Here is a 26,503-nt window from a genome sequence, read left to right as displayed (position 1 = left end):
AATGGCTCCACGATTACAGCCGGTGGCGATCTGGTCGCCAAGTCCAACAACGACATCAACATCATCGGCTCGACGATAACGGCCGATGGCACGCTTGGCCTCCAGGCGAAGAACAACGTTACGATCGCCGAGGCGACCGATAGCACCACCCTCGATGTCAAAAGCTCCAGCAAGAAGAGCGGCTTCTTCGGTTCGACCAAGGAGAACGCCTCCGGTCATCTGGAGACCACCACAGCGGCCGGCTCATCGATCTCCGGCAAGGATGGCGTTACCATCATTTCTGGCGGCGACACCACAGTCTCGGCCTCGAAGATCACGGCCGGCGACGCCACCCACACCTCCGATCTCAACATCCAGACCAGCGGCAACCTGATCGTCACCGCCGGCAAGGACACCGAGACCGAACACGATAGCGCCAAGCGCAAGGGCTTCCTGCGCAGTGGCAGCTCCAGCTATGACGGCTACAACGAAACGACGGTCGGCTCGCAGCTTTCCGGCTCTGGTGACGTCAACCTCGATGCCGGTAAGGCCGCCGCCATCGTCGGATCGAAGGTCAATGCCGATGGTTCCCTGAATATCTCCGGTGAGAGCGTTTCCATCATCGGCGCCCAGGAGAACCATCAGTCCGATAGCCAGCGTAAGGATTCCGGCCTGTTCGTCGGCTCCGGCGGTGGCTTCATCTCGCTCTACGGCAAAAACGAAAAGCAGGGTGCGCAGTCCTCCACGGATAATGTCGGCTCCACACTTTCGGCCGGCCAGGATGTCAACCTGACCGCACGGGCGACCGACCTCAACATCATGGGATCGTCGGTCAGTGCCGATCGGGACATCAACCTGTCAGCCGCACGCGACGTCAACGTCACGCCGGGTGCGGAAAGCGCGTCGCAATCCGAGCAACAGAAGAAATCCGGCTTCGGCCTTGCCTTCTCCGCAGGCGGTGGCGGTTTCTCGATCGGTATCGGCGCGCAGTCGACCAAAGACAGCACTGCGCAGCAGTCCGATACCAATGCCATGTCGGTGTTGTCTGCCGGACGTGATCTCAACATCTCGGCGGGTCACGACGTCAACCTGCAGGCGACCAGTGCCTCGGCCGAACGCGACGTCAGCCTCTTTGCCGGCAACGACGTCAATCTGCTCTCGGCCAACGACGTCACCAATTACCAGGAGGCGCACGAGAAGAGCTTTGCCGGTGTGACGCTCACGGTATCGAGCCAGGTCGGCAAGGCCGCCCAGAGCATCATGAACTCCGCCGAGCGGCTGTCGGATAGTGGCGGCGTCAACGCGGTCACCAACACGGCCATTGCCGGCCTCGGCTTCTATCAGGGCTACAAGGACCTGAAGGATGTCTACCAGCAATATCAGAAGTCCGGCGATATCGGCGTCAATGTCTCACTGACGGTCGGCGCCAGCTACCAGGAAAGTAGTTCCTCATCATCGTCCTCGACGCCCGTCGTCACCGATATTCGCGCCGGCCGCTCGATCTCCATGGAAGCGCAGAATGGCTCCATCACCAGCGATGGCGCTCAGATCCTGGCCGGTTATGACAAGAACGGCATACCGACCGTCTCCAGCGATCCGCTGACTGGCGATATCTTCCTGTCGGCTGTAAATGGCAACATCAATCTGAACGCCGCCACGGGCACGACGGACACGTCGAGCAACAATTCCTCCTGGAGTGTTGGCGTCGGGGTCGGCGCGACCTTTGGGGGCAAGGGCAAGGGTACCGCAGATCTGGGTCTGGTCGCCAATGCCGGCTACGGCAAGGGCAGTTCCGATACGAGCGGCCTCAGCCATACCAATACCCATGTCAACGGCACCGGTGACATCACCATCATCACCAATGACTTGGCGCTGCGCGGCGCTACGATCACCGGCAACTCTGTCACCGCCGACGTCAAAAACCTGACGATCGAAAGCCAGGTGGATACGGCCAAGGCCAGGGCCGACCAGCTCAGCCTCTCGGCTTCTACCGGCTTCGGTTCGACCACTGTTTCCGGCGTCACTCAAAAGGCCAAGGGCGATGCGGCGCTTGTCACCGAGCAGTCGGGCATTCATGCCGGGGCAGGGGGCCTCGACATTAATGTCAGCGGCCAGACAAGCCTTGTCGGCGGCTTGATTACGAGTGAGGCCGGCGCTGAACGCAACAACTTCTCCACCGGCACACTGACCGTCACCGACATCGATACGCATTCGACCTGGAAAGCCGATACCTATGGCGGTTCGATCGGTACCAGCGGCATAGTGCCGTCCCCCCCTGTCAAAGCGAGCGAAAACAAAACAGGCCAGGCACTCTCGGCCATTGGCGGCAATATCCCGATTACGATTACTGATCCGGCGCACCAGATCCAGGATGTTGACACGATCCGCCGCGATACCGACAACACCAATACCTCGTTGCCCGGCCTGCCGGACCTCGAACATATCCTACGTGATCAGTACAAAACTCAGGCTGATCTGCAGGCTGCTCAAGCGACAATGGCTGGGCTGGTCGGAGATATCGCTACCAACCTATACAAGAATGCCGGCACGCAGGCAGAGCGTGATTTCTGGGCTGAAGGTGGTCAAGGTCGTGCGCTACTGCATGCAATCGGAGGGGGTATCCTCGGTGGTGTCAACGGCTGGGAAGGAGCCATCAACGGCGCGCTCGGAGGCGCTGCGACAACCCTGATGGCTCCTGCGATTGCTGATCTTGTCAAGGGCATGCTGAAGGACAGCACCTTGTCAGATCAGGATAAGCAGACGCTTGCCACTATAATCGGAACGAGTCTCAGTTCGGCTGTTGGCAGCGTAGTTGGTGGTGGAGAAGGAGGGGCCTACGGCGCTGCTAACTATCAATTCAACTACCTGACGCACGCCCAACGCGAAGAGCAGATCTCCAAATTAAGAAGCTGCAATGGCGATCAGAATTGTGTCGAAAAAATTGTCGATGAATATCGTGATCTGAATGTCTCGCAAGAAAATCAGCTAATTGCCTGCCAGACAAGGGCTTGTGTTGAAGCCATCGTCGCATCTCTGAAGGATTCCGGCGAGACACTCGGTAATGATTACGTCGAGCTGCTGAAATACTCCAGAGCGGCTGCAGACTTGGCCCTTGCCTATCAGCAGATTGAGCCTATTGGCCAAAGCCAGCTGCAGACAGATATCGCATATGCGAGCTTCACCGCTGATTATTGCGAGAACCACCCGGGAGACGGCTGCAAGCTTCAAGGAGGGTTGCTTTACTTCGGTAGCCAGGTGGCTCTTGAGGCTGCCTATGGCAAGCTCGCGGGTACTGGCGTGAAAAGCGGTCAGATTGACGAGGGCATCGGCAATCCACGCGTGCCACTTCCCTCTGGCTATACCCGCAAAGCTGATGGTACTATCACGGGGCCTAACGGAGGTACCTACACGTTGGCGGGTACTGATCTGGATGGGCTGTCGGTATATAAGGATAGCGGCGGAAGATATTACACATTCGATGGATTCAAGACGCAAGTTTCCAATCCTGCAGGTCGCCCAGATGTATCTATTACCCAGCAGCGAGCATACCACCAAGGATACGTCGATGATATTACAGATCAGCTGCGTACGCAGGGGTATGATGTCCAAAATGACGTTACTTTTCAAAGTTCTTGCGGAGCAACGGTCTGTAAGCCGGATATTGTCTACCGTCGACCTGGCGAGGCCCAGGTCGGTGGAATTATCGAGATTAAGACTGGAAACGGCCCGAATACCTCAAACCAAGCCTCAATTTATCCTCAGATTTCGAGCGGGGATGCAGTGCCCTCTGGCGATTTGGCGCGAGGACTCGGTTTACGTCCGGGTGTGCCGTTGCGGGAGCAAGGCTATCCGAATGGCATACCTATCTATCAAATTACCGCACCTGGTTTGTAAGTCATGAACGTATTGGAAACAAAAGCGCTTGAAATATTCAAAGTGCTCGATTGGAAAGCGCAGCGAGAAAGTCGCCCAGATGACGCGGTCTTATCTTTAGATGATGGCGACTGCGAGCTCCGTGCGGTTGTTCAGATACGCCAGCTTCCGTCTGAGCAAAAGATGGGATTGAGCCTTTCAGCGGGCTCAAAGGACATATCGCGAATAATCGGCGCAATAGTCGGTGAAAGAGCTTCTCACGAGATTCTCCTACAAACGCGCCTGGAAAAAAGATCGCCAGAGATTGGCTTGAAGGAAATCGAAGACATTAGCAAAGAAGCAATCATTTGGTGGCGGTCACAAGACAACCTGGCAGCGATCAGGGCGCTCACTGCCCCTCCACCGTCAACTGGGTTGCCTCAGCTTATGCACCTAGGTGCCCTTGCTTACCTAGGGGATTTTAATACCTTGATTGATTACCAGCAGATATTTCAGAAGGGAAAGCGACTAAATTTTGTGCCGATGATCAAATTAGAAATGATCGACCGAGCAATCGATATTGCCGTAGAAAGAGCCTGACAGACGCCCCCCTGGGGCGCCATGAAGTTCGATCCTATTCGCAATAGACAAAATAAACTGAAGGAAGATGGATCGTTCCTGCGGTACTTGTTGGCGCAACAATATGACCAGAATAAACCGATGGGGAACGTCGCTCAATATCATCTCGGTGATGCGATAAGCTACTGGCTGATCGGCATTCATATTGAAATTGAACCGATAATTCACCGATCGAACTTTTGGTTGGATAAAGCGATAAACGGTGACGAAAAGTTCGGAGGCAATCACAATTTTCATCGCACGCTTTTGCATTGGGCTCGTGCGATGGGAACCTGGTTGGAAGATGCTGCGAATGACGAAGGCCATTGGGACCAAGCACGGGTTTATGAGGAAGCCGTCTGGCGTTTTGAAGGTCGTCCCTGGCCGCGAAACGAAATCATTAAATCGGGATTGGACGACTATATGGCTTTCGCCTATCAGGGCGGCAAGCATGACGATGGCTTCGAGGCTGGGATCGACATGTACCAGCATTGGCTTGGCGAAAAGCCTCTTTCCTTGAAGAAAGTGTTGAAGCCGCGGGAATTCGGCTACGCTCGCTGTCTGCATCGCGCGCGCGGCCAGTTTGACGAAAATGAGCTCTTCGATGCCGGCAAGAAGATGCTTCAGGCAAATTTGGAAGAAGTCTGGTTGGGCGGCGGCCAATATCTACGCGCGGCCACCAGTCTATTGGGACCGCGACCGGGCCCTGTCTCCGTTGGAGACCATACTCAAAGCCTACGACAACATGCCCAACGTACCGCGCCCGGACTTTCTCTAACCAACTGGTGGATTAATAGGTTTTCTTTGCATGGCGATAGATCTGAGAAATCACTCAGGAAAAACAATCAAGCTGACCACTCGTCATTGGACGGTGATGCTGACGCTCGCCCAAACTTTTGGATGGGTTCCGGCCGGCACGATCGCCCCTAGCGGCTGGAATGGTCCCGGTGAATGGGGAGGTGCATACGATACAAACGACGGTCAGCTTGTGTCGGAGGATGACGCTAAAAGTCTCGCTCGACATCTCCATGGAGCTGCCGTGAGCGACCAACTCGCAATCGCCCTGACGGATGTCATCAATTATCTTGAGAAAGTAGCAGAAGCACGTGGGATTACAATCCTTGATGCGATGAGAATGAAACCGGACGAGTTCTCGAATATTTTCTCGCCTTTGCTGATGTTCCTTTATGACGGCTCGTTTTACATCGAATAGGATTTCAGAATGCATGCAAAATTCTTTGCTGTGGTCGCACTCGGCTTGATGACAGGCCTCTTGGAGGGATGCGCAGGAGGCCGCGACCCCGGCAAGGCGGCCGCCGAGCATAGTGCGGCCATCAGTCAAATTGCCTCGAAGAAAAGCCAGAAAGGCGCTTTGCTGCTCATCCGGATCGTCGATGCAAACCTGATGGGTGACCAATATTGCTCCGGGCATATTCGCCTGCGCAGGATCGACAACGGCAAGCCTGACAAAAACTCGGCGTTCGAAGATATCTATTCGGCCGATCGCTGGCTGTTGCCCGACGAAAAGAAGCCGAAGGATATGCAGGCGACTTTCCTGTATCGGGTGGCAAATGCTGCGTCCTACGCCCGGTCTTTCAGGCCAATTGCACCCGGCCGATATGCCATCACCTATGCGGACTGCCAGTACGGCATCAGCCAGTTCAGCAACGGCGTCAAGATCGAGGCCGGCGGTGACCACGACTTCCTGTTCAACTACGTCAGCCCGCTTGGGGGCGCCAGCACTATTACTGTCGGCGCCGGACAGATTATCGATGCCGGTTACATCCGCCTGACGGGAAGGCGCAGCGATCCGACCGTCGTATCGTCCGAAGCGTCAGCCGCAGAACGCGAGGTGATGCAGGAAGTTCTCCCTGAGATTTACACCTCGATACGGTTCACAAAGTTTGGCTCGTAGCCGCATCGCCACAAATGGCGTTTGCTACGTAGTGCTGCACTTTCCATTCGTGGCTGGCCGCCTTGAAGGCGACTCGATAGAAGCCGAGCGGAACAGACTGAAAAGGGCAAACCAAGCATACGGCGTCTCGATCGGCACAAGTGGCATCATGCCGACGCCGCCGGTCAAGGCCAGCGAGAACAAGACCGGTCAGGCACTGTCGGCCATTGGCGGTAATATCCCGATCAGCATTACCGATCCGGCGCACCAAACCCAGGACCTTAATACGATCCGCCGGGATACCAACAACACCAATACCTCACTGCCCGGCTTGCCAGACCTCGAACATGTCCTGCGCGACCAGTACAAGACCCAGGCGGCTCTTCAAGCAGCCCAAGCCACTATGGCTGGACTGGTCGGGGATATTGCTACCAACCTGTATGACAACGCTAATACTCAGGCTGAACGCGATCTTTGGGCCGAAGGTGGCCAGGGCCGGGCGCTGTTGTACGCGATCGGCGGCGGTATTCTCGGCAGCGTGAATGGCTGGGAGGGGGCGATTAAGGGTGCTCTGGGCGGCGAAGCAACAGCCTTGATGGCACCGGCCATCGCCGCCCTCGTCAAGGGAATGTTGAAGGACAGCACCTTGTCCGATCAGGACAAGCAGACTCTCGCCACGTTAATCGGAACGAGTCTTAGCTCGGTGGTCGGTGCGGCAGTTGGTGGGGGGAGAGGGAGGGTCCTACGGGGCTGCGAATTATCAGTATAACTATCTCACGCACGAGCAGGCCAAGGAGCTTACGGACGCTGAAAAGGCTTCGGAAGCTTGCAAAGTATCCCCCACTACCTGCTCCGATGCGTACAAAGCACAGCTTCAGTCGCAGGTAGATGGCCTTAAGAGCCTCGACTACCAAACCACCATGTCTCTGCTGCAAGCGTGTCTGGATCAGGGTGCTTATACGTGTACGACCGAGCAGAACAAATGGCTTGCTGCTTACAAAACCTGGCGTGATGCGGATAGCGCAGCCGATAGGAATGATCCCAACTACGAGCAAATGCTCGAAAATTATAGAAATCTAGCTGCGGCTGGCTTAGTCGCCAAGGAACTGGGCAAGACTCAGGAATATGGTGAAGTCTATCAAATGACGAAGGGCTTTGAGTTGGGAGCTGTTTCCGGCGCCGTTGCAGCACTTGGAACAATTTCCCTCATTGCTGGGCAGGAGGCGGTGTCTACCGTTGTTGCAGTCTGCGGCCGAAGCTCCGCCTACTATGCGACGTATCTTAACATGGCGCTTCATGATGTTGTCGCAACAACAGCCGAATTTGGCGGATCGCCTACCGCAGCCACCCTGTTGGGGACGGCGCTTGCGGAGGCTAGGGTTGCGGTGACAAACGGCACCGTCACCAATACGGGCCTTGTCCTCTTCAATAAAAGTACCGCTGGCGATGCGCTTAACGATCCGGCTCTTCTAAAAAGAATTGCAGATGCCGTATCAAGACAAGGAAAGACTCTGGAAATAGGTGAAACCGGCAGTGACCTTTATAATTATTACAAAGCCTTAGGCGCTCAAGGCAGTACTATGATGCTGGAGGACGGAAAAATTTCAATTGGAATTAGCGCTGATGCTGGTCCAAGCGCTCTCTTCGAAGAGTTGGTCCACTACGGGCAATATAGAAGCGGGCAAGTAGATCTCTGGACGGCTCAGTATGGATAGAGCGGCGCAGTGTCTATCTCCGAATACGAAGCCGCTTACAAGCTGGTGAAAAATGCTTCCGCATATGGTATCAGCGCTGCCGAGAATGCAGAAAATATAAAACGATTAGCCCAATTCGCTGAAGAAGCTGTCAAAGTGGGGTACAAAGTTCATTGAAGTGCAATCCCGTAAATATCGGAAAGATTACTTTTGCCGCAGTCGAGGAAAAAGATGGTGCGCGCCTAATTCGCACAGTGGTGAAGCTAGTGAGCGCTGACTACAATGTATATGGCGGGACACTATACATTTCAAAAGATGGTCGTGAATATGAATTCAAACACATCCCGTCAACATACTCAGGAGTAGATCGAAGCATTGCGCCGCTAGTTTTTAGGGAGACGGAGTACTTTCCGTTCGACTATATCGGATGCGATATATATTCAAAATTGAACTCGGAATGAGTTGGAGTTGAGCTCATCCCTGGCGCGGCTAGCTCCGCTGCGGCTGGATGACGATTAATGCCAATACGGCATCAGTGGCCCGCTGCCGGTTTATCGGACACGAGGTTATTCGATATGCCCGGGAAGTGACTTTTAGATCGCCGATTGTAACTGATAAATACAACGGATTTCAGTCAACTTCGACGATGACCATTTTGATAGATCGATTTGGAAACCTCGTCACCGCCATCCCAGGAAGAGTTCAATGAGACTAATTGGCAGTGATATAGAGGCGAAGTATCGATCTGAGCTAATTCATAGTAGTCATCTGCTTTTTTCAGGGCGAGGCAATAGACGCCTGTTAGCTTCTATCAATCGAGCATTTTCAGATATGGAATCTGCCTTTGTTTTGGATTGGGTTCCAGAACAGGGCGAGGATATTTTTACTGTTCTCGTGAACGACAACAAAGTTGCGGTATTTGAGTTGGCAAGGTCCAGCAATGAGCTTGCAGACGCTTGCGATGTTAGGACGGTGGAGGCTTACCGTCGTGGTCTGCGAAAACACCGCGCAATAAAATTAGCGGTTGCACTTGATCTGCTGTCGAATTGCTACTCTCGACGGCGCGATCTTTCCTCTTCCTGATACGGAGGAGTATGAGGATTTGTGGGTCGTGCTGACTAAATTGCGGCGGGATCGGCGGGTGTGAAGAGGGCGAGACGGACGGAAGCAGAAAAACGGGAAGGAGTCCCCTCGTGGGTACGCCCTTTTAACTTCATACGCGGATTCGTAGATGGACGACTTGGTAAGGCAGTTCTTCGGGGGCTATTTTCATCAGGATTGGCGCTTGGAGTATGGCAGCTATAAAGCCGCTATCGAAGACTTTGTAAGAAATGCTGAGCCTCAGCAACTTGATGCAGTGCTGGAGTTTGTTGACACATTTCTATTGAGCGGAGATTGCGAGGGATTTGATATGGTGAGATTTGAGGGATTTTATAATCCTAAGGGCGACGGGTTATCCAAACTCGACTTCTTGAACGCTGTTAAGCAATCGATTCTGTCAAGAAATGGGTCTGACTTCTCCTCAGTTTGATAACAGCTGAGGGAATCCTTGCGGTCGGTTCGGCGACGAAAGTCGCCGGAGAACTGGAGCAAACTGCAAGGGCAGCAGAAAAAACGGCCGGCACGCGTAATATTATCGCCTCGGACGGAACGACGGTCATCGTTCTCGTTGGGCGCAGCCGCCGACCTCTACGGCTAAGGCTGCAAGTTACACTTCAATTAAGAAAGAGAATCCGAGGATGCGCTTAAAAACTGTTGGCGTTTGGTTTGTCGTCGGCCTGTTGGCCGGTTGCGCCGGGACCCCGGACCCGGTGAAGGTTGCTGCCCAGCAACATGAAGGGTCGGCCCAGATTTTCGCAAACCAGAAGAAGAAAGGCTCGCTCCTTCTTGTGCGAATGGTGGATTCGCCGTTCTTGGGTGACGTGGATTGTGACGGTTACATCACGCTGCGCAGGATCAATGCGGGAAAGCCAGACGAGACGGAACCTCCTCTGTCGGTTGGTTCCGCACCCTCTTATCGCTTGCAAAATCCAAATAAACTTTCCCTCGGCCAGTTGTTCTCCGCGACGGTGCAAAAATATGAAAGATGGTTCGTACCCGTTGCCCCTGGTCGCTACGCCATCACATACGCGTCGTGCCACTATGGAAATACGACCATCGAAGCGGGAGGTGACAATGACGGTCTCTTCGGTAGAACATTCAGCTATGTCCGTCCATTTGGCGGTGAAAGTACAATCACAATTGGCCAGGGTCAGATTGTTGACGCAGGGTATATCCGGCTGGCAGGAACGCGTAGCGATCCGCGCGTGGTGGGATCGGAAGCCACGCCCGCCGAGCGTGACCTTATGAAGAGCGTCATGCCGGATGTCTATCCGTCGATTACTTTTACGAAATTCGGTTTGTAAGTGCTTAGTCAGCTCGGTAGACGTCCCGCGGTCACTTTAGGGGCCAGAGCAAGAGCTGCTCCAACCTGATTTAGCTTGACGATAAGGACATCCTGCAACTCAATCAGGCGAGGTTGGTCTCCCTCGGAATGGCTGTGTCGCCGAGGATAAAAGGAGAGGTTTGATTGCCAGTTACTGGCCATGACGATGAATTGCGCTCATCCGATTCAAAGACCGAGGCGACCTGTTCCGATCTCCGTAAATTCGATTCAGCCGGAAACGCCTTGCGCCGGCAGGCCGACGTTCTGCCGGGCGGCTATTTCCACGTCGTCTTCACCCTGCCGCAGCAGATCGCCGCGATCACCTTTCAGAACAAGAGCACCGTTTTACACCATCCTGTTACGCGCCGTCGCCGAGACATTGGGCAGGATTGCCGCCGATCCCAATAGTGTCAGACACACCACCCTTCGTTCAATGCAGCTTCAACGAGGTCCGATCCGTGGTGAGTGCGGGTCGCTCAGCCGTCGACCTATGTTTCGCGCTCTGGTCGACTGTGAAGCGAATCTTGAGCGACACCAGCGGGCTTGATGAGAGGTTCCCGTCAGGTCCCAGTAACGGTCGGAATGCGCGGCGCCGTCTCGTTCTGCTGGACACGAGCGGCCACAGCGACCGTTAGCGCTTGAGCCAGGCACATCGGCGCCGCGAGCGAGCGCGAAAAGGTATAGTCATGCTCGGGCACGGCAAACAGAACCTTCGCCGATTTGGCGAGCGGGGAAAGCGTGCTGTCGGAGATGGCGACGATCGGCACACCGGACTTTGCCGCCTCCTCGACGATGTTGACGACTTCCGTCGCGTAAAAGCGGAAAGAGACGGCAATCAGGACATCCTCCATCCGCATCGTGCGCGCCATATGCGTGGCCAGCCCGCCGCCAGGATCCAGCAGGATGCAGCGCTTACCAAGCATGGTCAGGATATAGCGCAGCAGATCAACGACCGGCGAGGAACGCAACTGGCCGATCAGGTAGACCGTCTCGGCCCCTTCGATCGCATCCGCTGCGATTGCGAGGTCCTCAGCGCTGATGCGCTCCAGCAATTCCTGCAGGGAGGCGATGTCGCGCACAACGAGATCGTGCAGGAAACCATATTCGGACCGATCCTCGCGGTTCTGCAATTCGTCTCCGAGCGCTCGCACCCTGGCTTCGAAGCCCGGCGCGGCTGTCGTCAGACGTCTCTGGAACAGGAGCTGGAGTTCCTTGAAACCTTTATAGCCGAGCGCCTGTGCGAAACGCACGAAACTCGATGCGTGCATGCCGCAGCGCTCGGCAATCGTGTTGACCGATTGCACCGCGACTTCATTCGGATTCTGCGTGAGATAGACCGAAATCCGCTGGTAGGTCTTGCTCATCTGAGCATGACGTTCATGGATCAGGCGGATCAGCTCTTCATAGTCCTTGGGGGCATCGTCTGATTGCGTCTGGTGCTTCATGGCCGGATCTTGCAATAATTATTGCAAAACGCAAACAAAATGAGTGGACGCATTGGATTGCCCAGGCTGGCGATGAGGATTTTCAGAGACATCATGTTCCTCATGAGCGGGTGGACGTCCGGAGGAAAACCGGACGCCGGAAAGCAGGGCGGCGCGGCTCCTTCAGGCTAGAACGCTCATCCACTGACGCGTGGATGACGAGCGTTGGATCGTCTCGACCAGTTGCTGGACGCGCGAACCGGCGGCAAATCCGAAGGGTTCGGGGATTTCGCCGGCGATCGCACGCATATAGCCCTCGATCTCAATTGCTTTCAGGTCGTTGAAGCCGAGCTGATGCCCCGGCGCGACACAGAAATGGCCATAGGGCGGATGGTCGGGCGCGGCCTCGATCCTGCGGAAGCCACGCCGGCCTGCCGGATCCGCGTTCGAATAGAAATGCAGCTCGTTGAAGCGCTCCTGCGTGAATGCCAGTGCGCCCTTCGTGCCGTAGACCTCGAAATCATGCTGCATCTTGCGGCCGGTGGCAATCCAGTTGCCCTCGATGGAGCCCTGTGCGCCGTTGGCAAAACGCACGAAGGCGCGTGCGACGTCGTCGACTTCCACCTTGCGTGTGCCGCCCCTGCCGTCGGGCCGCTCACCGATCATGGTGATGCAGTCGCCCATGACTTCGCTGATCGGACCGAGCAGGAATTCAGCGGTTGCAAGCGCATGGCTGCCGATGTCGGCCAGAGCTCCGCCGCCTTCAGGATCGTGGCGGAAGGTGAAGGGGCTGGACACATCTGCCATATAGTCTTCGGCGTGAAGACCGCGGTAGCCGTGAATTTCGCCCAGTTCGCCGGCAGCGATCATTTCGCGGGCAAGGCGCAGCATAGGATTGCACAAATAGTTGAAGCCCACCTGCGTCTTAACGCCTTTCGCTTTCGCAGCCGCGGCCATCTCGCGTGCGTCAGCAGAAAGCGGCGCCAGCGGCTTCTCGCAATAGACATGCTTGCCGGCGGCAATAGCGGCGAGCGCCATCTCCTTGTGCAGCGCATTCGGCGCGGTGATGTCGATGAGATCGATCTCGGGGTTGGAAACCAGCGTCCGCCAGTCGGCGCTGGCATGAACGAAGCCGAAATCGGCCGCCGCGCGAGCGGCCGCCTCTTTGGTGATATCGGCGACGGTGTGCATCTCCAGCCGGTAAGGCAGGTCGAAGACTTTTTGCGCCGAAGCAAAGCCGAAGACATGGGCCTTGCCCATGAAGCCGGTGCCGATCAGGCCGATACGGAGGAGAGGTTTTTCATACATGTGCAAAATCCGGATTGACGACAAGCTGCGGGTCGATGGTGCCGACAAGAAAATTGACAGCATTCTCAATCGCAGCGATGGCCATGCGTTCACCGCATTCAGCCGTCAGCCCGGCGATATGCGGTGACAGGATTGCGTTAGGATGCGAAAAAAGCGGAGAGTCGGTTGATGGCGGCTCATCGTCGAACACGTCCACGCCGGCAGCGCCCACCTGGCCGGAGGCGAGCGCGTCGGCCAGCGCCTGTTCGCAGACGACGCCGCCGCGCGCGGTGTTGACGAGGATGACCCCTCGCTTCATGCGGGCAATCTCGACTGCGCCGATCGCAGGACTGTCGGCTTTCGGGATATGGACCGAGATGCAGTCGGCCCATGCCAGTCCCTCGTCGAGCGGTACGGGCCTCACCGGTCCCTCGGGCCAGCCAACCTTTTCGAGGAAGGGATCATAGGCGCGGATCTGCATCCCGAACCCGGACGCCATGCGCGCCAGATGACGCCCGATCCGGCCATAACCGATGATCAACAGGTTCTTGCCCGAGATCTCCTGCTGCTCCAGCCTGTTTCGCCAGCCCCATTGGCCAGGCTCGCGCACGGCGCGATCGGCGAGCAGTACGCGTTTTGCTCCGGCGAGGAGTTGCATCATGGCATGCTCGGCGACCGACACTGAGTTCACGTCGCCGACAATCGTCAAAGCGATCCCACGCCTGTTGAGGGCGGGAAGATCGACCGAGTCGTAGCCGACGCCATGACGCGAAACGACCTTCAACCGTTCCGCCTGGGCAATCGTCGCGGCAGACAGCGGCTGCGTGCGGATCACCAGCGCGTCGGCCTTTGCGATCAGCGGCGCGTAGGACGGTTCGGAGACCTCCTCGACATAATCCACGGTAAAACCCCGCGTCTTGAGATCGCGCAGCAGGGCCTCGCCCGAGGGATGGAGTTTTCCGGCGGCCAAAAGGTGCGGCATCAATAGGCTCCTTTTGTGGCCTCGGCGGGAGCCGAATCGGTCAGGTCGCGCCATGTCTTGACCGACGCGGCGGCGGCGGCGGCCAGAAGGCGGCTGTCACCCGAAACGGTGGTGAGGTCAAAGCCCCAGCCGATTGCGCGGGCAGCATAGTCCGGCGTGCCGCAATGCAGGCAGGCGCGGATGCCATTCGCCTTGCAGGCCGCGAGAATACGCTTGATGAGGTCGATCATCTCCGGCTCCTCGCGGTCGAAGCCGGGCGGCAACCTGCCTTCCTGTGTGCCGAGGGTCAGATCGGCGGGGCCGACATAGATGCCATCGAGACCGGGCGTGGCGGCGATGGCATCCAGATTGTCGACGCCCTGCTGCGTCTCGATCATCGCCAGCGCCAGAACCTCGCCGTTTGCGGCAAGCCCGTAGCTGCCATAGGCGAAAGCCGCGCGCGTCGGGCCGAAGCTGCGTTGTCCGTGCGGCGGGTAGCGCAGGTAGCTGACGAACTCCGCGGCCTCTTCTGCAGAGTTCACCATCGGGCAGATGATCCCCTGCGCGCCGGCGTCCAATGCCTTCATGATGATGCCCGGCTCGCGCCACGGTACACGCGCCATCGGCGTGACGCCTGATGCACGCATCGCCTGAAACATCGGCAGCACGGAAGAGTAATCGAGGGCGCCGTGCTGGATATCGATGGTCACGGAATCATAGCCCTGCGCCGCCATGATCTCTGCGGTAAAAGCGTTGCCGATTGACAGCCAGCCGTTGATGGCTGGCCGACCTTCGGACCATTGCTGCTTGAGCCTGTTGATGAACATGTCGGGTCCTCAGAAGACGATCTGGGCGAGCTTGGTGTCGAGATAGTCATCGATCCCCTCGATGCCACCCTCTCTGCCCATGCCTGAATGGTTTGTGCCGCCGAACGGCGCCTCGGAAGCCGCCAAAGCGAAGCTGTTGATGCCGACCATGCCGGATTTCAGAGCCGCCACCGTGCGCCTGGCGCGATCGGGCGAGCGGGTGAAGGCATAGGCCGAAAGGCCCATTTCCGAGGCGTTGGCGCGGGTCAGCGCCTCGTCCTCGGTGGAAAACCGGGTGATCGCGGCGATCGGTCCGAAATTCTCCTCCGAAAAGACCTTCATGTCGTCGGTGACGCCGACGAGAATGGTCGGTTCGAAGAAGAAGCCGCTGTTGAGATGGGCGGGACGCTTGCCGCCATGAGCAATCGTCGCGCCGGCGCGAACCGCATCCTGAACGATGGCGTCGATCTCCTGCAGCCGGCCGGCATTGATCAGCGGTCCCATGCCGGTCTCGGGATCAAGCCCATCGCCGAGTTTGATTTTGGCCGTGCGGGTGACGAAACCATCGACGAAAGCGTCATGCAGGCTGTCGTGGACGAAGATCCGGTCGGGCGTGACGCAGACCTGACCACAATTGGCGAATTTTGTCGGCACGGTCAGGTCCAGTGCCGTCTGCAGGTCGGCGTCGTCATAGACGATCAGTGGCGCATTGCCGCCGAGCTCCATCGATACCTTTTTCACCGTATCGGCGGCGTCGCGGATCATTTGCTGGCCGACACGGGTCGAGCCGGTCAGCGACACCTTGCGCACGCGGCTGTCGGCCATGATCGGTCCATAGGTATTGCCCGTCGAGCCGACAACGAGGTTGACGGCTCCGTCAGGCAGGTTGGCGGCCCTGAGGCAGTCGACCATCACCATCGCCACGCCCGGCGTCTGCGACGAGGGCCTCAGCACCACCGGGCATCCGGCCGCAAGGGCGGGTGCCAGCTTGCGGGCCGGCAGGGCGGCGGGGAAGTTCCAGGCGGTGAAGGCGCCGACGATGCCAACGGGCTCGCGGCTGACCTCGAAGCGCCCGCCGGGCACGCGGCTGTCGATGATGCGGCCATAGATGCGGCGTGCCTCCTCGGCGAACCAGCGAAACTGGTCGCAGGCAAGCCCCCATTCCCGGCCCGCCTGGGCAAGCGGCTTGCCGGTCTCGGCAGAGATCATCCTTGCAGCCTCGTCGGCGCGGCGGACCATCTCGTCGGCGGCCTTGTGCAGCGCATCGGCCCTGGCGAAACCGCCCATCGCGCGTAGTTTCGACAGGGCGGCCGCGGCGGCATCGAGCGCCGAGCGGGTGTCCTCGACAGTCGCCAGGGGCACGGCGCCCAGAGCTTTTTCAGTGACAGGAGAGACAACCTCTCCCGTTACGGTGCCGGCTGCCCAGCGACCGTTTATGAAAAGTCCGAATTGTGCGTACATGGTTCACCCGATTTCGCTGGTATTTACGGTTCGCCCTTCGGCGATCGATCGGATTGCCGCTTCGGCGAGGATCAGCGCCTGGCGACCATCTTCGAAATTAACCGCGGGCGGCCTGTTCTGTTCGATCGCATCGACGAAGGCACCGATCTCTGCGGCGAACGCATCGCCATAGCGCTCGATGAAGAAATTCATCAGCGGTGCGCCTTGATCGGTGTGGCTGTCGGTATAGAGCCGCAGATTGTTGAGCGTGTGGTTTTCCGAAATCGCCATGCCGCCGCTGCCAAACGCCTCGACCCGCTGGTCATAACCGTAGACTGCGCGCCGCGAGTTGTTGATGATCGCTTGCTTCCCCGATGCGGTTTTCAGCACCACGGTCACCGTATCGTAGTCGTTGCAGCGCTCCATCAGCCCCGGATCGACGAGGCGCGAACCAGTTGCACTGACCTCAGCCACTTTCTCGTCGAGAATGAACCGCGCCAGATCGAAGTCGTGGATTGTCATGTCGCGGAAGATGCCGCCCGAGACTTCGATATAGGCGTCCGGCGCCATGCCGGGATCGCGCGAGGTGATGACAACCTGGTGCAGGTCCCCGATCTTGCCGGTCTTGACGGCCTGGCGCAACGCACTGTGTCCGGCGTCGAAGCGGCGTACGAAGCCGAGCATGACCGGCACATTGCTTCCTGCGATTCTTGTCGCGCAGGCATTGACGCGATCGAGCGATAGGTCGATCGGCTTCTCGCACAGGGCAGGTTTTCGGGCCGCCACGGCCTGTTCGATCAGATCCGCATGGGTAGCAGTTGAGGTCGCGATTAGCACGGCGTCCACGTCGGTGGATGCGAACACCGCATCGGCCGAATCGAAGCGGGGAACGCCCAGTTTTTCCGATATGTCTACGGCCGCCGGCATATGCACGTCGAACACACCCGCAAGCGTCGCGCGCGGATGGGCCGCAATGTTTTCCGCATGCATGCGACCAATACGGCCGACGCCCAGCACTGCAATTCTCAGCATTCAATTTCCTCCCGAGATATTTGGCAATAATCATTGCAAAGAGTTATATTTGTCAATATGTATTCCGTAACAACAAAACATTCCATCCGCAGGAGGAGGCGAGATGACCCGCAAGACTGTGCGCCTGACCATGGCTCAGGCCCTTGTCCGTTACCTTTGCAATCAGTTCACCGACATCGAGGGCGAGCGCGTACCGCTCTTCGCCGGCGTCTTTGCGATCTTTGGCCATGGTAACGTCACCTGCCTGTCCGAGGCGCTGGAGACCGTGCAGGACAGGCTACCGACGTGGCGCGGCCAGAACGAACAGTCGATGGCGCTCGCCGCCATCGGCTTTGCCAAGGCCAAGCGCCGTCGACAGATCATGGTCGCGGCAAGCTCAATCGGACCGGGTGCGCTCAACATGGTGACTGCGGCGGGTGTCGCCATGGCCAACCGCCTGCCGGTGCTGTTGCTTGCGGGCGATACCTACGCCAGCCGCCTGCCTGATCCTGTGCTGCAGCAGGTTGAACACTTCGGCGATCCGACGATCACCGCCAATGATGCCTTCAAGTCGGTCGTGCGCTATTGGGATCGGATCGTGCTGCCGGAACAGATCCTGCAATCGCTGCCGCAGGCGGTGGCAACGATGCTCGATCCAGCGGATTGCGGCCCGGCCTTCATTGGCTTGGCGCAGGATACCCAGGAAGTCGCCTTCGACTATCCGGAGGTGTTCTTCGAGCCGAAGGTCTGGAAGATCCCACGCCCGCGTCCCGACCGCGATACAGTAATCGCTGCGGCCGAACTGTTGAAGACCGCGAAGCGTCCGCTGATCATCTCGGGCGGCGGCGTGCGCTATTCGCTGGCTGAGGAAAAGGTCGCCGAATTCGCCGCGAAACGGGGAATCCCTGTTGTCGAGACCATCGCCGGCAAGGGCGCACTGACTCATGACCATCCGGTGCATGCCGGGCCGATCGGCATCGTGGGTTCGACCTCTGCCAATGCGCTCGCGAAAGACGCGGATGTGATCCTGGCGATCGGCACGCGCCTGCAGGACTTCACCACCGGATCGTGGACGGCCTTTTCGCAAGATGCGCAGTTTATCTCGATCAATGCGGCGCGCTTCGATGCGGTCAAGCATCGGTCGCTGTCCGTGGTCGGCGATGCGTTGGAAGCCGTGGCCGAGCTCGACGTTGCACTCGGCGACTATAAGGCTGCGGCGGGCCTGATGCCGCGCGCCAAGGCATTGTTTGCCGAATGGGATAAGCTCCTCGATGAGCATCAATTCCTGACCAATGCGCCGGTTCCCTCCTATGCCCAGGTGGTTGGCGTGCTGAACAAGGTCGCCCGCCCGGAGGATACGCTGATCGCCGCCGCCGGCGGCACGCCGGGCGAAGTGGTCAAGGGCTGGCGGGTCAAGAATCCGAACACCTTCGATTGCGAATTCGGCTTTTCCTGCATGGGCTACGAGATCCCCGCCGGCTGGGGCTGCGCCATGGCGCAGGAAGGACCTGGCGGCACCGGAGGCACGCCGATCGTCATGATCGGCGACGGTACCTACATGATGATGAACTCCGACATCTATTCGGCGGCGCTGACGGGACACCGGCTGATCGTCGTCGTCTGCGACAATGGCGGCTTTGCCGTCATCAACCGTCTGCAACAGGCCAAAGGCGTTCCGGGCTTCAACAATCTTCTCACCGATTCCCGCGTGCAAAACCGGGAAAACCCCCTCCACGTCGATTTCGTGAAGCATGCGGAGGCCATGGGTGCAAAGGCGCGCAAGGCCGAGAGCCTGGCTGACCTCGAAGATGCGATGAAGTGGGCACAGGGCAATGACGGCGTGACCGTGATCTCAATCGTGTCGGACGCCTGGAAATGGGTGCCGGGCGATGCCGACTGGGACATCGGCGTCCCAGCCGTATCGACCTTTGAAACCGTCCGCGCAGCCCGCGCGGCGCAAGAGAAAATCCGCGAAGCACAGCGTTTGGGTGTTTGAGATGAAGGCAAGATTGGGAATTGCTCCGATTGCATGGTGGAACGACGACCTTGCGGAGCTCTCGGATGACGTCAGCCTGGAGGAGTGCCTACGGCAGGCTTCCGAGGCCGGCTTCACCGGCATGGAAACCGGCCGTCGGTTTCCGATGGACATGAAGGAACTGGGACCGATCCTGTCCCGCTATGGAATTTCCGTCTGCGGCGGCTGGTTCTCCGGCCTTCTGCTCGATGGCGATCTCGAAGCGGAGAAGGACCGCATCGCGCAGCAGATGCAATTCTTCATCGCCGCGAAGGCGCCCTGCATTGTCTATGGCGAAACGGCGCGTTCGATTCAGGGCCTGCGCTCCGCGCCGCTTGCGACGAAGCCGAAGCTTTCCGAGACCGAGATGGTGGCCTATGGCCGCAAGGTCTCGGACTTCGCCGACTGGTGTGCCAGGCAGGGCATGCCGATTGCCTATCACCACCATATGGCGGCGGCGGTCGAGACGGAGGCGGAACTCGATTTGCTGATGGAGCACTCTTCCGTGCCGCTACTATTCGACGCTGGACACATGGCCTTTGCCGGCGGCGAGGTCATGCGGGTGATCGACAACCACCATGCCAGGATCACGCATGTCCACACCAAGGACATCCGCCGCGCGGTCGTGGATGGGCTGGACCGCAGCAGGGAAAGTTTCCTCGATGCGGTCATCAACGGCGCCTTTACCGTGCCGGGCGACGGCAGCCTCGATTTCGAGGCAATCGTCAAGGCGCTGGCCGCGAAGGGCTACGAGGGCTGGTTCGTGGTCGAGGCCGAACAGGATCCGGTCAAGAACCCTCCGCTGGAGATGGCCCGCAAGGGCCACAAGGAATTGCTGCGCGTCATGGACGCCGCCGGTTATGAGGTCGTGAAATGAACCGTATCGATGGAAAGATCGCCGTCATCACTGGCGGCACGCAGGGGCTGGGTGCTGCGATCGCCCGAATTTTCGCGCAAGCCGGCGCCGCCGGCCTGGTGATCGTTGGACGTGACGGCGCCAAAGGTGCGAAGGTGGCGGACCAGATCGTTGCCGAGCACGGAACGCCCGTGCTGGTCGTGGCGGCCGATCTGGGAGAGATCTCAGACGTCCGACGTGTGCTGGCCGAAACGGACGAACGGTTCGGCCGGGTGGATATCCTGGTCAATGCGGCTGCGCTGACCGACCGGGGCAATCTGCTGAACACTACGCCTGATCTTTTCGACCGGATCTTCGCCGTGAACGTGCGCGCGCCGTTCTTCCTGATGCAAGACGCTGTGCAGATCATGATCCGGGAAGGGATCGAAGGCACCATCGTCAACATCGGCTCGGCTTCGGAACACGCCGGTCAACCGTTCATCGCACCCTACTGCGCTTCGAAAGGCGCGCTTGCGACGCTGACGCGCAATTCCGGCTTCGCCCTGATGCGCAACCGGATCCGGGTCAACCAGCTCGACATCGGCTGGATGAACTCCGACCACGAGCGCGCCCTGCAGGCGGCGGAAACCGGAGATCCGCAAGCGATCGACCGGGCCGCAGCGCAACTGCCTTTCGGACGCCTGCTCGATCCGGCCGAAGTCGCACTTGCCGTCCTCTGGTCGGCTTCCGGCGATAGCGGGATGATGACGGGATCGGTGATTCACTACGACCAGTCTGTCTGGGGCGGTTATGACGGCCAGGCTCCGGCACCTGCCAAGCGGCTCGGGGAGTAAGCGATGCGCACGATCAAGGGACCAGGCGTTTTTCTCGCTCAGTTCGCGGCCGACGACGCACCCTACAATTCCTTGCCGAGCCTTGCGAAATGGGCAGCGGACAAGGGCTTCAAGGGCGTGCAGATCCCGACCTGGGATACGCGTCTCATCGATATGAAGAAGGCGGCGACAAGCGATGCCTATTGCGACGAACTGAAGGGCATGCTGGCCGACCACGGGCTTGAGATTACCGAATTCGCCTCGCATATCACCGGGCAACTGGTGGCGGTGCATCCGGCTCATGACACGATCATGGACAGTTTCGCACCGGAACATGTGCGCAGCAATCCGGCCGGACGGCGGGCCTGGGCCGAGGAGCAGCTGCGCTTTGCCGCCCGCGCCTCGCAACGGCTCGGGATCGACCGGCATGTGACGTTTTCCGGCGCGCTGCTGTGGCCCTATCTCTATCCCTATCCGCAATGGCCGGAGGGGCTGGTCGGGGAGGGGTTCGAAGAACTTGCCAAACGCTGGACGCCGATCCTCAACGATTTCGACGCGCATGGCGTGGATGTCTGCTACGAGATCCACCCCTGTGAAGACCTGCACGATGGCCATAGCTGGGAAATGTTTCTCGATAAGGTGGGCGAGCATCCGCGCGCCAACCTAATGTACGATCCGTCGCATTTCGTGCTGCAGGCGCTCGACTATCTCGCCTTCATCGACCACTACCATGAACGCATCAGGACCTTCCATGTAAAGGACGCCGAGTTCCGCCCCGACGGCAAGTCAGGCGCCTATGGCGGCTACCAGCCGTGGTCGAAGCGGGCTGGGCGCTTTCGCAGCCCCGGCGACGGGCAGGTCGATTTCGGCGCGATTTTCACGAAACTCACCACCTACGGCTTCGATGGCTGGGCGGTGCTCGAATGGGAATGCTTCGTCAAAAACCCGGAAGATGGCGCAGCCGAGGGCGCGCGTTTCATTGCGGATCATATCATCCGGGTCTCGGACCGGGCTTTCGACGATTTCGTGAAATCCGGCGCCAATCGCAGCGCTAACCGGGCGATGCTCGGACTGGGGGAGAAATGAGCGTTCAACGACCCTTGCGTCTTGGCATGGTCGGCGGCGGGCAGGGTGCCTATATCGGCAACATCCACCGTCTCGCCTCGCGCCTTGACGGGCAATGGCAGCTCGTGGCCGGTGCCTTCGACGTGGATCCCGAGCGCGGCCGCGAATTCGCGATCGGGCAGGGCCTCGATCCCTCGCGCAGTTATGGCTCATATCAGGATCTCATCTCAGGTGAGGTCGGGCGCGCGGACCGCGTGGATGCGGTGGCGATCTGCACGCCGAATTTCACCCACTATCCGATCGCCAAGGCGCTGATCGAGGCGGGTTTCGACGTGATCTGCGAGAAGCCACTCACGGCAACGTTTGAAGACGCCGTGGCGCTCGAAAAACTCGCCCGCGAATCCGGCCGCTTTGTCGGTGTGACCTATACCTATTCGGGCTATCCGATGGTGCATGAGGCGCGCGTGCGCGTTGCGCGCGGTGAGATCGGTGCAGTGCGTTCCGTGCAGGTCGAATATCCGCTCGAATGGATGGCGACCGCGATCGAGCAGAAGGGCAACGCGCAGGCGGCATGGCGTACCGACCCGAAGAAGAACGGCCGCGGCGGTTCGATAGGCGATATCGGTACCCATGCCTATCATCTGGCGGGTTTCGTGACGGGGCTCAAGTTGGACTCGCTCACCGCCGATCTCGCGACCTTCGTCGAGGGCCGGGCGCTGGACGACAACGCCCATGTGATGATGCGCTATCAGGGCGGTGCGCGAGGCCTGCTGTGGTCTTCGCAGGTCGCTTTGGGGAACTCGAACGGTGTGCGGTTGCGCGTCTTCGGCTCCAGCGGATCGTTTCAGTGGTTCCAGGAGCAGCCGAACGAATTGATCTATGCGCCACTGGAAGGCCGCGTCCAGATCATCAAGCGCGGCGCCGATGACTTGTCGGAAGACGCGAAGGTCCGCAGCCGGACCCCGCCAGGCCATCCGGAAGGTTATCTGGAAGCCTTCGCGAACCTCTATGCAGGCTTCGCCGAAGCGATCCGCGCACAGAAGGAAAATCGCGAGCCAGGTGCCGTCGGTCGGAATGTGCCGCTCGCCTATGACGGCTTGAAGGGCGTCGCCTTCGTTGAGGCTGTGGTCGATAGCGCAGAAGCAACGATCCAACCATGGATTCGACCGGTCGCGGTCTGATGGACGCGTCGCCGCCGCCGACAATGCCTCTTGGAGGACGATCTGTTGAAGGGTCACCTTTTCAAAGACCGCAATTATAGCGCGTATGAAGAAGGATTTGCGAATGAGGCGGTTCCGTCGATACCCCGTTCAAATTGTCTCTTATCCATCGCGCCGCCGAGGTCAGCTCACCGGCAAAGTCGTGCGATATGACGTAATCCATGCTGCCCGATTCCAGCAACGCGCGGGAATGGTTGGAGAGTTCGTGCCCGACGAACACGGTCTCCTGAGCCTTGCCTATGTGTTCGAGAGCCTTGGCAACGCCGCGATTGGCGCCGGCGACATTGTAGATCGCGGCCGGATGGCCGTTCGCCTCGAAATAGCGAAGCAACTGCTCGCATGTGTTCTCGGGCCGCTCGTCGGAGATCACGCGCTCCTCAATCCTGAGATGCGGGAAGTCCGAGCGGAGGACCCTGCGGAACCCCATTTCACGCTCCTGCTGGCAGCGGAAGGGAACGCTCATCACGATCAGGATGCTGTTGCGCTCTTTCGGCAGGGCATTGCCGATCAAAAGCGCAGCGACGCTTCCGGCCGCATACTGATCGTTGCCGACGAAGGCGCTCCGGCGCGAACTCGGCAAATCGGTCGTCAGGCAAACCACGGGAATCCCGGCTGTTCGCAGTTTGCGTATGGCACGGTTGACGGCGGGATGTTCTCTCGCGACCACCACAACGCCGTCAGCGTCGCTACCCTCCTGCTCGATGCTGCGCGCAAAAGCGATGGGGTCGAGTTCGCTCGTCGTCACATAGGCGCCCTCGACCTTGATGCCCGGAAGCGTACGGTTCACATCGGTCACGGCACTCGCCATCGCCGCATTGAAGGTCTCGCCGGACTCGCAGAAGAGGCGGATCAGCAGGGGCACATCCCTGTCCGAGTTTTCGTTTCGGAGCTTCTCCAACACAGCGAGAATACGCGCTCTGGTTTTATCTCGTACCCCGCTTCGGTTGTTGAGAACCCTATCGACCGTCGCCACGCCGACGCCCGCGAGATGGGCGATTTCGTGGACTGTCGGACCTTTCCAGGTGCCGTTAGAGGAACGCTTGCGCAAGACTATCTCCAATAGTGATGTAATTGCCATCATATGACGAATAAGTTTGGCGAATAATCCATTATTTATAATGGATTAGATACTGATTTTACCCCGCATCATTATTGATGATTATCCCATCATAAAATCGCTATCGTAAGCCTTGAATGATGGAAAATCAATCCGGATAATCACGCCGTCCAACTGAGGAGGAGGAACCCATGAAACTGAAAAAATTGATGATGCTTTCGAGCTTATTGGTTGCAACCGCATTGAGCAGCGCAAGCAGTGCTCAGGAGAGCGGGAAGCAATATCGCTTCGTCATGGTGTCTCATATCGGGTCCAACGATCCGAACATGAATTGGCTGACGACGTCGCTGAAGGAGTTCGAGAAGAGGTATCCGAACGTCAAGACCGAGTATATTTCAACCAACAACTATTCGGTTCAAGAGCACGTTCGTCTTCTCGAGCAGGCCATCGCCACCCACCCCGATGGCATTGCCGTGCCGATCGTCAGCTCCGACGCCTTCGAAGGCCCTCTGCGCAAGGCGATCGAGGAAGGCATCCCGGTTGTCGCCTTCAACATTCCTGACAGCCGGCCCGTCGGGGAGCGCATTCCCTATCTGACCTATGTCGGCGGTGACGAATACCTGACCGGCAAGAAGCTTGGTGAATATGCGATCGAACAGGCGAAGGAAGGCAAAGTTCCGATGCCGAAGCATGTCGTATGCGCCAGTCACGATTCCGCTCACCAGGGTCTAAAGGCGCGCTGCAAAGGCATGCAGGACGCCATGGCGACGGTTGGTGCCAAGTTCGACGAGTTGTTCATCGGCGCAGAGCCGGCGACGGCGCGCAACACGCTGCAATCCTTCCTGCAGGCCAATCCGGACACCAACTACATCTTTACGGTTGCCGGCTGGTCTGCGCCCTGGGCCTGGGGTGTCGCCAATGACATGAAGCTCGATCCCGACGTCGACGACAAGGGCATGACAATCCTCACGGTCGACGAAGGTCCAGTCTCAATCGAAGGCGTGCGCGCGGGACATATTCTCGCGACCAATAGCCAGGGCTTTTGGCTGCAGGGCTACGCGCCGATGGAATGGCTCCTTTGGAACAAGGAGTTCGGATATGCGCCTCAGAGCGACATCCTGACCGGCCCGATTATCATCGACAAGGACAACGCCGATCAGTGGGCTAAGCAGGTTCGCGGCGTGTTCGGTGACAAGGCCTACAACGAGCAGAACACCTGGTAGGAGTTCCTCCCGAAGCCGGGCAGCCGAGCCTCTTGAAGGCTCGGCTGCCTTCCTTCGATTGCGCCTCAAGCGCAGTTCTAATCAGCGAGTCCAAGTCTCATGAAGCATCTTCTGCGAAACCAGGGCCTCGGCGCAATCGTCGGTGTCGTCGTCATGTTTGCCGTCTTCACGGTGATCGATTTCTCGGGTTGGTGGACCGTTCAGACAGTGTCGAACGTCACCCAATTCACAGCGATCCTTGCCTTCGTGGCCATGGGTCAGGCTCTGATCATCATTACCAGGGAGATCGACCTTTCGGTCGGTTCGGTCTATGGCCTCACCGGGGTCGCCTTTATCACCATGGAGCCGGCGCTCGGCGTGCCCGGCTCCCTTGTCCTGGCGCTGGTCATTGCGGCGGCGGCAGGCCTCGTCCAGGGTATCGCGGTCGTCAAGGGACAGTTGCCATCGATGATCGTCACGCTCGGCGGTCTCTTTACGGCGCGCGGCATCATCTATGTATGGACCGGCGGCTCGGTCCATAATTTCTCGCCTGATGCGCGCAGCCATCCGCTGACGCTGCTTTTGGGCGGCAGCCTCTTTGGCGTCGAAGCTGCGATCTACTGGCTGATCCTGGTCGCTGCGGTTCTTGCCCTTGTGTTATGGCTGACGCCGTTCGGTAACCGCCTTCTGGCGACGGGCGGCAGCCGGGAGAGCGCAGAATCGCGCGGCGTCCAGACCGATCGCATCAAGATCGCAACGTTCATCCTCTGCTCCCTGCTGGCGGGCTTCGCCGGCATCTTGACGCTGTGCAACCAGCCGCAAACCCACGTAACGCTCGGCGAAAACATGGAGCTCGAGGCGATCGCCGCCGCCGTCATCGGCGGGG

Annotated in this window: 25 protein-coding genes and 1 pseudogene; 19 read left to right on the top strand and 7 right to left on the bottom strand. The window is 58.7% G+C overall.

Annotation, left to right across the window (positions count from 1 at the left end):
- The 12 genes and pseudogenes from PMI03_RS27070 to PMI03_RS31915 all read left to right on the top strand — a co-directional run.
- A partial coding sequence (locus tag PMI03_RS27070) for a hemagglutinin repeat-containing protein (RefSeq protein WP_007701467.1) occupies nucleotides 1–3,873 on the top strand: 3,873 nt, incomplete at its 5' end.
- 3 nt (nucleotides 3,874–3,876) lie between these two features.
- Nucleotides 3,877–4,431: a DUF6990 domain-containing protein gene (locus tag PMI03_RS27065; RefSeq protein WP_007701465.1), complete on the top strand. Its 555-nt coding sequence runs from the start codon at nucleotides 3,877–3,879 to the stop codon at nucleotides 4,429–4,431.
- 21 nt (nucleotides 4,432–4,452) lie between these two features.
- Nucleotides 4,453–5,379 carry a hypothetical protein gene (locus PMI03_RS27060; RefSeq protein WP_007701462.1) on the top strand — a complete coding sequence of 309 codons (927 nt, stop codon included), beginning with the start codon at nucleotides 4,453–4,455 and terminating at the stop codon, nucleotides 5,377–5,379.
- Nucleotides 5,380–5,488: 109 nt separating this feature from the next.
- On the top strand, nucleotides 5,489–5,662 hold the full coding sequence (locus PMI03_RS27055) for a hypothetical protein (RefSeq protein WP_309574488.1): 174 nt from the start codon (nucleotides 5,489–5,491) through the stop codon (nucleotides 5,660–5,662).
- Nucleotides 5,663–5,671: 9 nt separating this feature from the next.
- Nucleotides 5,672–6,364 carry a hypothetical protein gene (locus tag PMI03_RS27050; protein ID WP_007701458.1) on the top strand — a complete coding sequence of 231 codons (693 nt, stop codon included), beginning with the start codon at nucleotides 5,672–5,674 and terminating at the stop codon, nucleotides 6,362–6,364.
- On the top strand, nucleotides 6,354–7,112 hold the full coding sequence (locus tag PMI03_RS27045; protein WP_039974773.1) for a hypothetical protein: 759 nt from the start codon (nucleotides 6,354–6,356) through the stop codon (nucleotides 7,110–7,112). The genes PMI03_RS27050 and PMI03_RS27045 overlap by 11 nt, the downstream gene beginning before the upstream one ends.
- A 151-nt stretch (nucleotides 7,113–7,263) precedes the next feature.
- Nucleotides 7,264–8,058 (top strand): hypothetical protein, encoded by a 795-nt coding sequence (locus PMI03_RS27040; protein ID WP_012650674.1) that lies wholly within the window; start codon nucleotides 7,264–7,266, stop codon nucleotides 8,056–8,058.
- 9 nt (nucleotides 8,059–8,067) lie between these two features.
- Entirely contained in the window at nucleotides 8,068–8,214 is a 147-nt protein-coding gene (locus tag PMI03_RS31925; RefSeq protein WP_158008498.1) for a hypothetical protein, read from the top strand.
- Nucleotides 8,215–8,742: 528 nt separating this feature from the next.
- Nucleotides 8,743–9,120 (top strand): hypothetical protein, encoded by a 378-nt coding sequence (locus tag PMI03_RS31920; RefSeq protein WP_012650676.1) that lies wholly within the window; start codon nucleotides 8,743–8,745, stop codon nucleotides 9,118–9,120.
- Nucleotides 9,121–9,268: 148 nt separating this feature from the next.
- Nucleotides 9,269–9,568: a contact-dependent growth inhibition system immunity protein gene (locus tag PMI03_RS27035; RefSeq protein WP_007701451.1), complete on the top strand. Its 300-nt coding sequence runs from the start codon at nucleotides 9,269–9,271 to the stop codon at nucleotides 9,566–9,568.
- Between the two features lie 208 nt (nucleotides 9,569–9,776).
- Nucleotides 9,777–10,442, top strand: coding sequence for a hypothetical protein (locus PMI03_RS27030; protein WP_007701449.1), 666 nt, complete (start codon nucleotides 9,777–9,779; stop codon nucleotides 10,440–10,442).
- A gap of 269 nt (nucleotides 10,443–10,711) precedes the next feature.
- Nucleotides 10,712–10,865: pseudogene (locus tag PMI03_RS31915) on the top strand (IS91 family transposase); the annotation flags it as partial.
- 157 nt (nucleotides 10,866–11,022) lie between these two features.
- Here PMI03_RS31915 and PMI03_RS27020 read toward each other — a convergent pair.
- The 6 genes from PMI03_RS27020 to iolG all read right to left on the bottom strand — a co-directional run bounded on the left by PMI03_RS27020 (nucleotide 11,023) and on the right by iolG (nucleotide 17,412).
- The gene (locus tag PMI03_RS27020; protein WP_007701444.1) at nucleotides 11,023–11,907 is read right to left on the bottom strand and encodes a MurR/RpiR family transcriptional regulator; all 885 of its coding nucleotides are present in this window, start codon (nucleotides 11,905–11,907) and stop codon (nucleotides 11,023–11,025) included.
- 162 nt (nucleotides 11,908–12,069) lie between these two features.
- Nucleotides 12,070–13,194 (bottom strand): Gfo/Idh/MocA family protein, encoded by a 1,125-nt coding sequence (locus tag PMI03_RS27015; protein WP_007701442.1) that lies wholly within the window; start codon nucleotides 13,192–13,194, stop codon nucleotides 12,070–12,072.
- Nucleotides 13,187–14,155 carry a hydroxyacid dehydrogenase gene (locus PMI03_RS27010; RefSeq protein ID WP_007701438.1) on the bottom strand — a complete coding sequence of 323 codons (969 nt, stop codon included), beginning with the start codon at nucleotides 14,153–14,155 and terminating at the stop codon, nucleotides 13,187–13,189. Before PMI03_RS27010 ends, PMI03_RS27015 begins: the two co-directional genes overlap by 8 nt.
- Nucleotides 14,155–14,961, bottom strand: a complete 807-nt coding sequence (locus tag PMI03_RS27005; protein ID WP_007701434.1) for an HpcH/HpaI aldolase/citrate lyase family protein — start codon at nucleotides 14,959–14,961, stop codon at nucleotides 14,155–14,157. The genes PMI03_RS27010 and PMI03_RS27005 overlap by 1 nt, the downstream gene beginning before the upstream one ends.
- Before the next feature lie 9 nt (nucleotides 14,962–14,970).
- Entirely contained in the window at nucleotides 14,971–16,401 is a 1,431-nt protein-coding gene (locus tag PMI03_RS27000) for an NAD-dependent succinate-semialdehyde dehydrogenase (protein WP_007701431.1), read from the bottom strand.
- Nucleotides 16,402–16,404: 3 nt separating this feature from the next.
- On the bottom strand, nucleotides 16,405–17,412 hold the full coding sequence (gene iolG / locus PMI03_RS26995) for an inositol 2-dehydrogenase (protein ID WP_007701428.1): 1,008 nt from the start codon (nucleotides 17,410–17,412) through the stop codon (nucleotides 16,405–16,407).
- Nucleotides 17,413–17,515: 103 nt separating this feature from the next.
- Here iolG and iolD point away from each other — a divergent pair, with 103 nt between their 5' ends.
- From iolD to PMI03_RS26970, 5 genes are read left to right on the top strand one after another with little or no spacing between them, the layout of a single operon-like run.
- On the top strand, nucleotides 17,516–19,387 hold the full coding sequence (gene iolD / locus PMI03_RS26990) for a 3D-(3,5/4)-trihydroxycyclohexane-1,2-dione acylhydrolase (decyclizing) (RefSeq protein WP_007701426.1): 1,872 nt from the start codon (nucleotides 17,516–17,518) through the stop codon (nucleotides 19,385–19,387).
- Between the two features lies 1 nt (nucleotide 19,388).
- Nucleotides 19,389–20,282, top strand: coding sequence for a myo-inosose-2 dehydratase (gene iolE / locus PMI03_RS26985; RefSeq protein WP_007701421.1), 894 nt, complete (start codon nucleotides 19,389–19,391; stop codon nucleotides 20,280–20,282).
- On the top strand, nucleotides 20,279–21,094 hold the full coding sequence (locus tag PMI03_RS26980; protein WP_007701413.1) for an SDR family oxidoreductase: 816 nt from the start codon (nucleotides 20,279–20,281) through the stop codon (nucleotides 21,092–21,094). The genes iolE and PMI03_RS26980 overlap by 4 nt, the downstream gene beginning before the upstream one ends.
- A gap of 3 nt (nucleotides 21,095–21,097) precedes the next feature.
- The gene (locus PMI03_RS26975) at nucleotides 21,098–22,159 is read left to right on the top strand and encodes a sugar phosphate isomerase/epimerase (protein WP_007701409.1); all 1,062 of its coding nucleotides are present in this window, start codon (nucleotides 21,098–21,100) and stop codon (nucleotides 22,157–22,159) included.
- A gap of 26 nt (nucleotides 22,160–22,185) precedes the next feature.
- Nucleotides 22,186–23,319, top strand: coding sequence for a Gfo/Idh/MocA family protein (locus tag PMI03_RS26970; protein ID WP_012650678.1), 1,134 nt, complete (start codon nucleotides 22,186–22,188; stop codon nucleotides 23,317–23,319).
- Nucleotides 23,320–23,380: 61 nt separating this feature from the next.
- On the opposite strand, the gene PMI03_RS26965 is transcribed toward PMI03_RS26970, so the two are convergent.
- Complete coding sequence (locus tag PMI03_RS26965; RefSeq protein ID WP_007701404.1) at nucleotides 23,381–24,406, bottom strand: LacI family DNA-binding transcriptional regulator; 1,026 nt, start codon at nucleotides 24,404–24,406, stop codon at nucleotides 23,381–23,383.
- A 200-nt stretch (nucleotides 24,407–24,606) separates the two neighbouring features.
- Here PMI03_RS26965 and PMI03_RS26960 point away from each other — a divergent pair, with 200 nt between their 5' ends.
- A complete protein-coding gene (locus tag PMI03_RS26960) occupies nucleotides 24,607–25,638 on the top strand; it encodes a sugar ABC transporter substrate-binding protein (protein WP_007701401.1) in 1,032 nt (343 codons plus the stop codon).
- A 99-nt stretch (nucleotides 25,639–25,737) separates the two neighbouring features.
- A partial coding sequence (locus tag PMI03_RS26955) for an ABC transporter permease (protein ID WP_007701399.1) occupies nucleotides 25,738–26,503 on the top strand: 766 nt, incomplete at its 3' end.

This window comes from Rhizobium sp. AP16, from assembly GCF_000281735.1.
GTDB classification, from domain to species: Bacteria; Pseudomonadota; Alphaproteobacteria; order Rhizobiales; family Rhizobiaceae; genus Rhizobium; species Rhizobium rhizogenes.
This window is presented reverse-complemented; position numbering and strand designations above follow the sequence as displayed.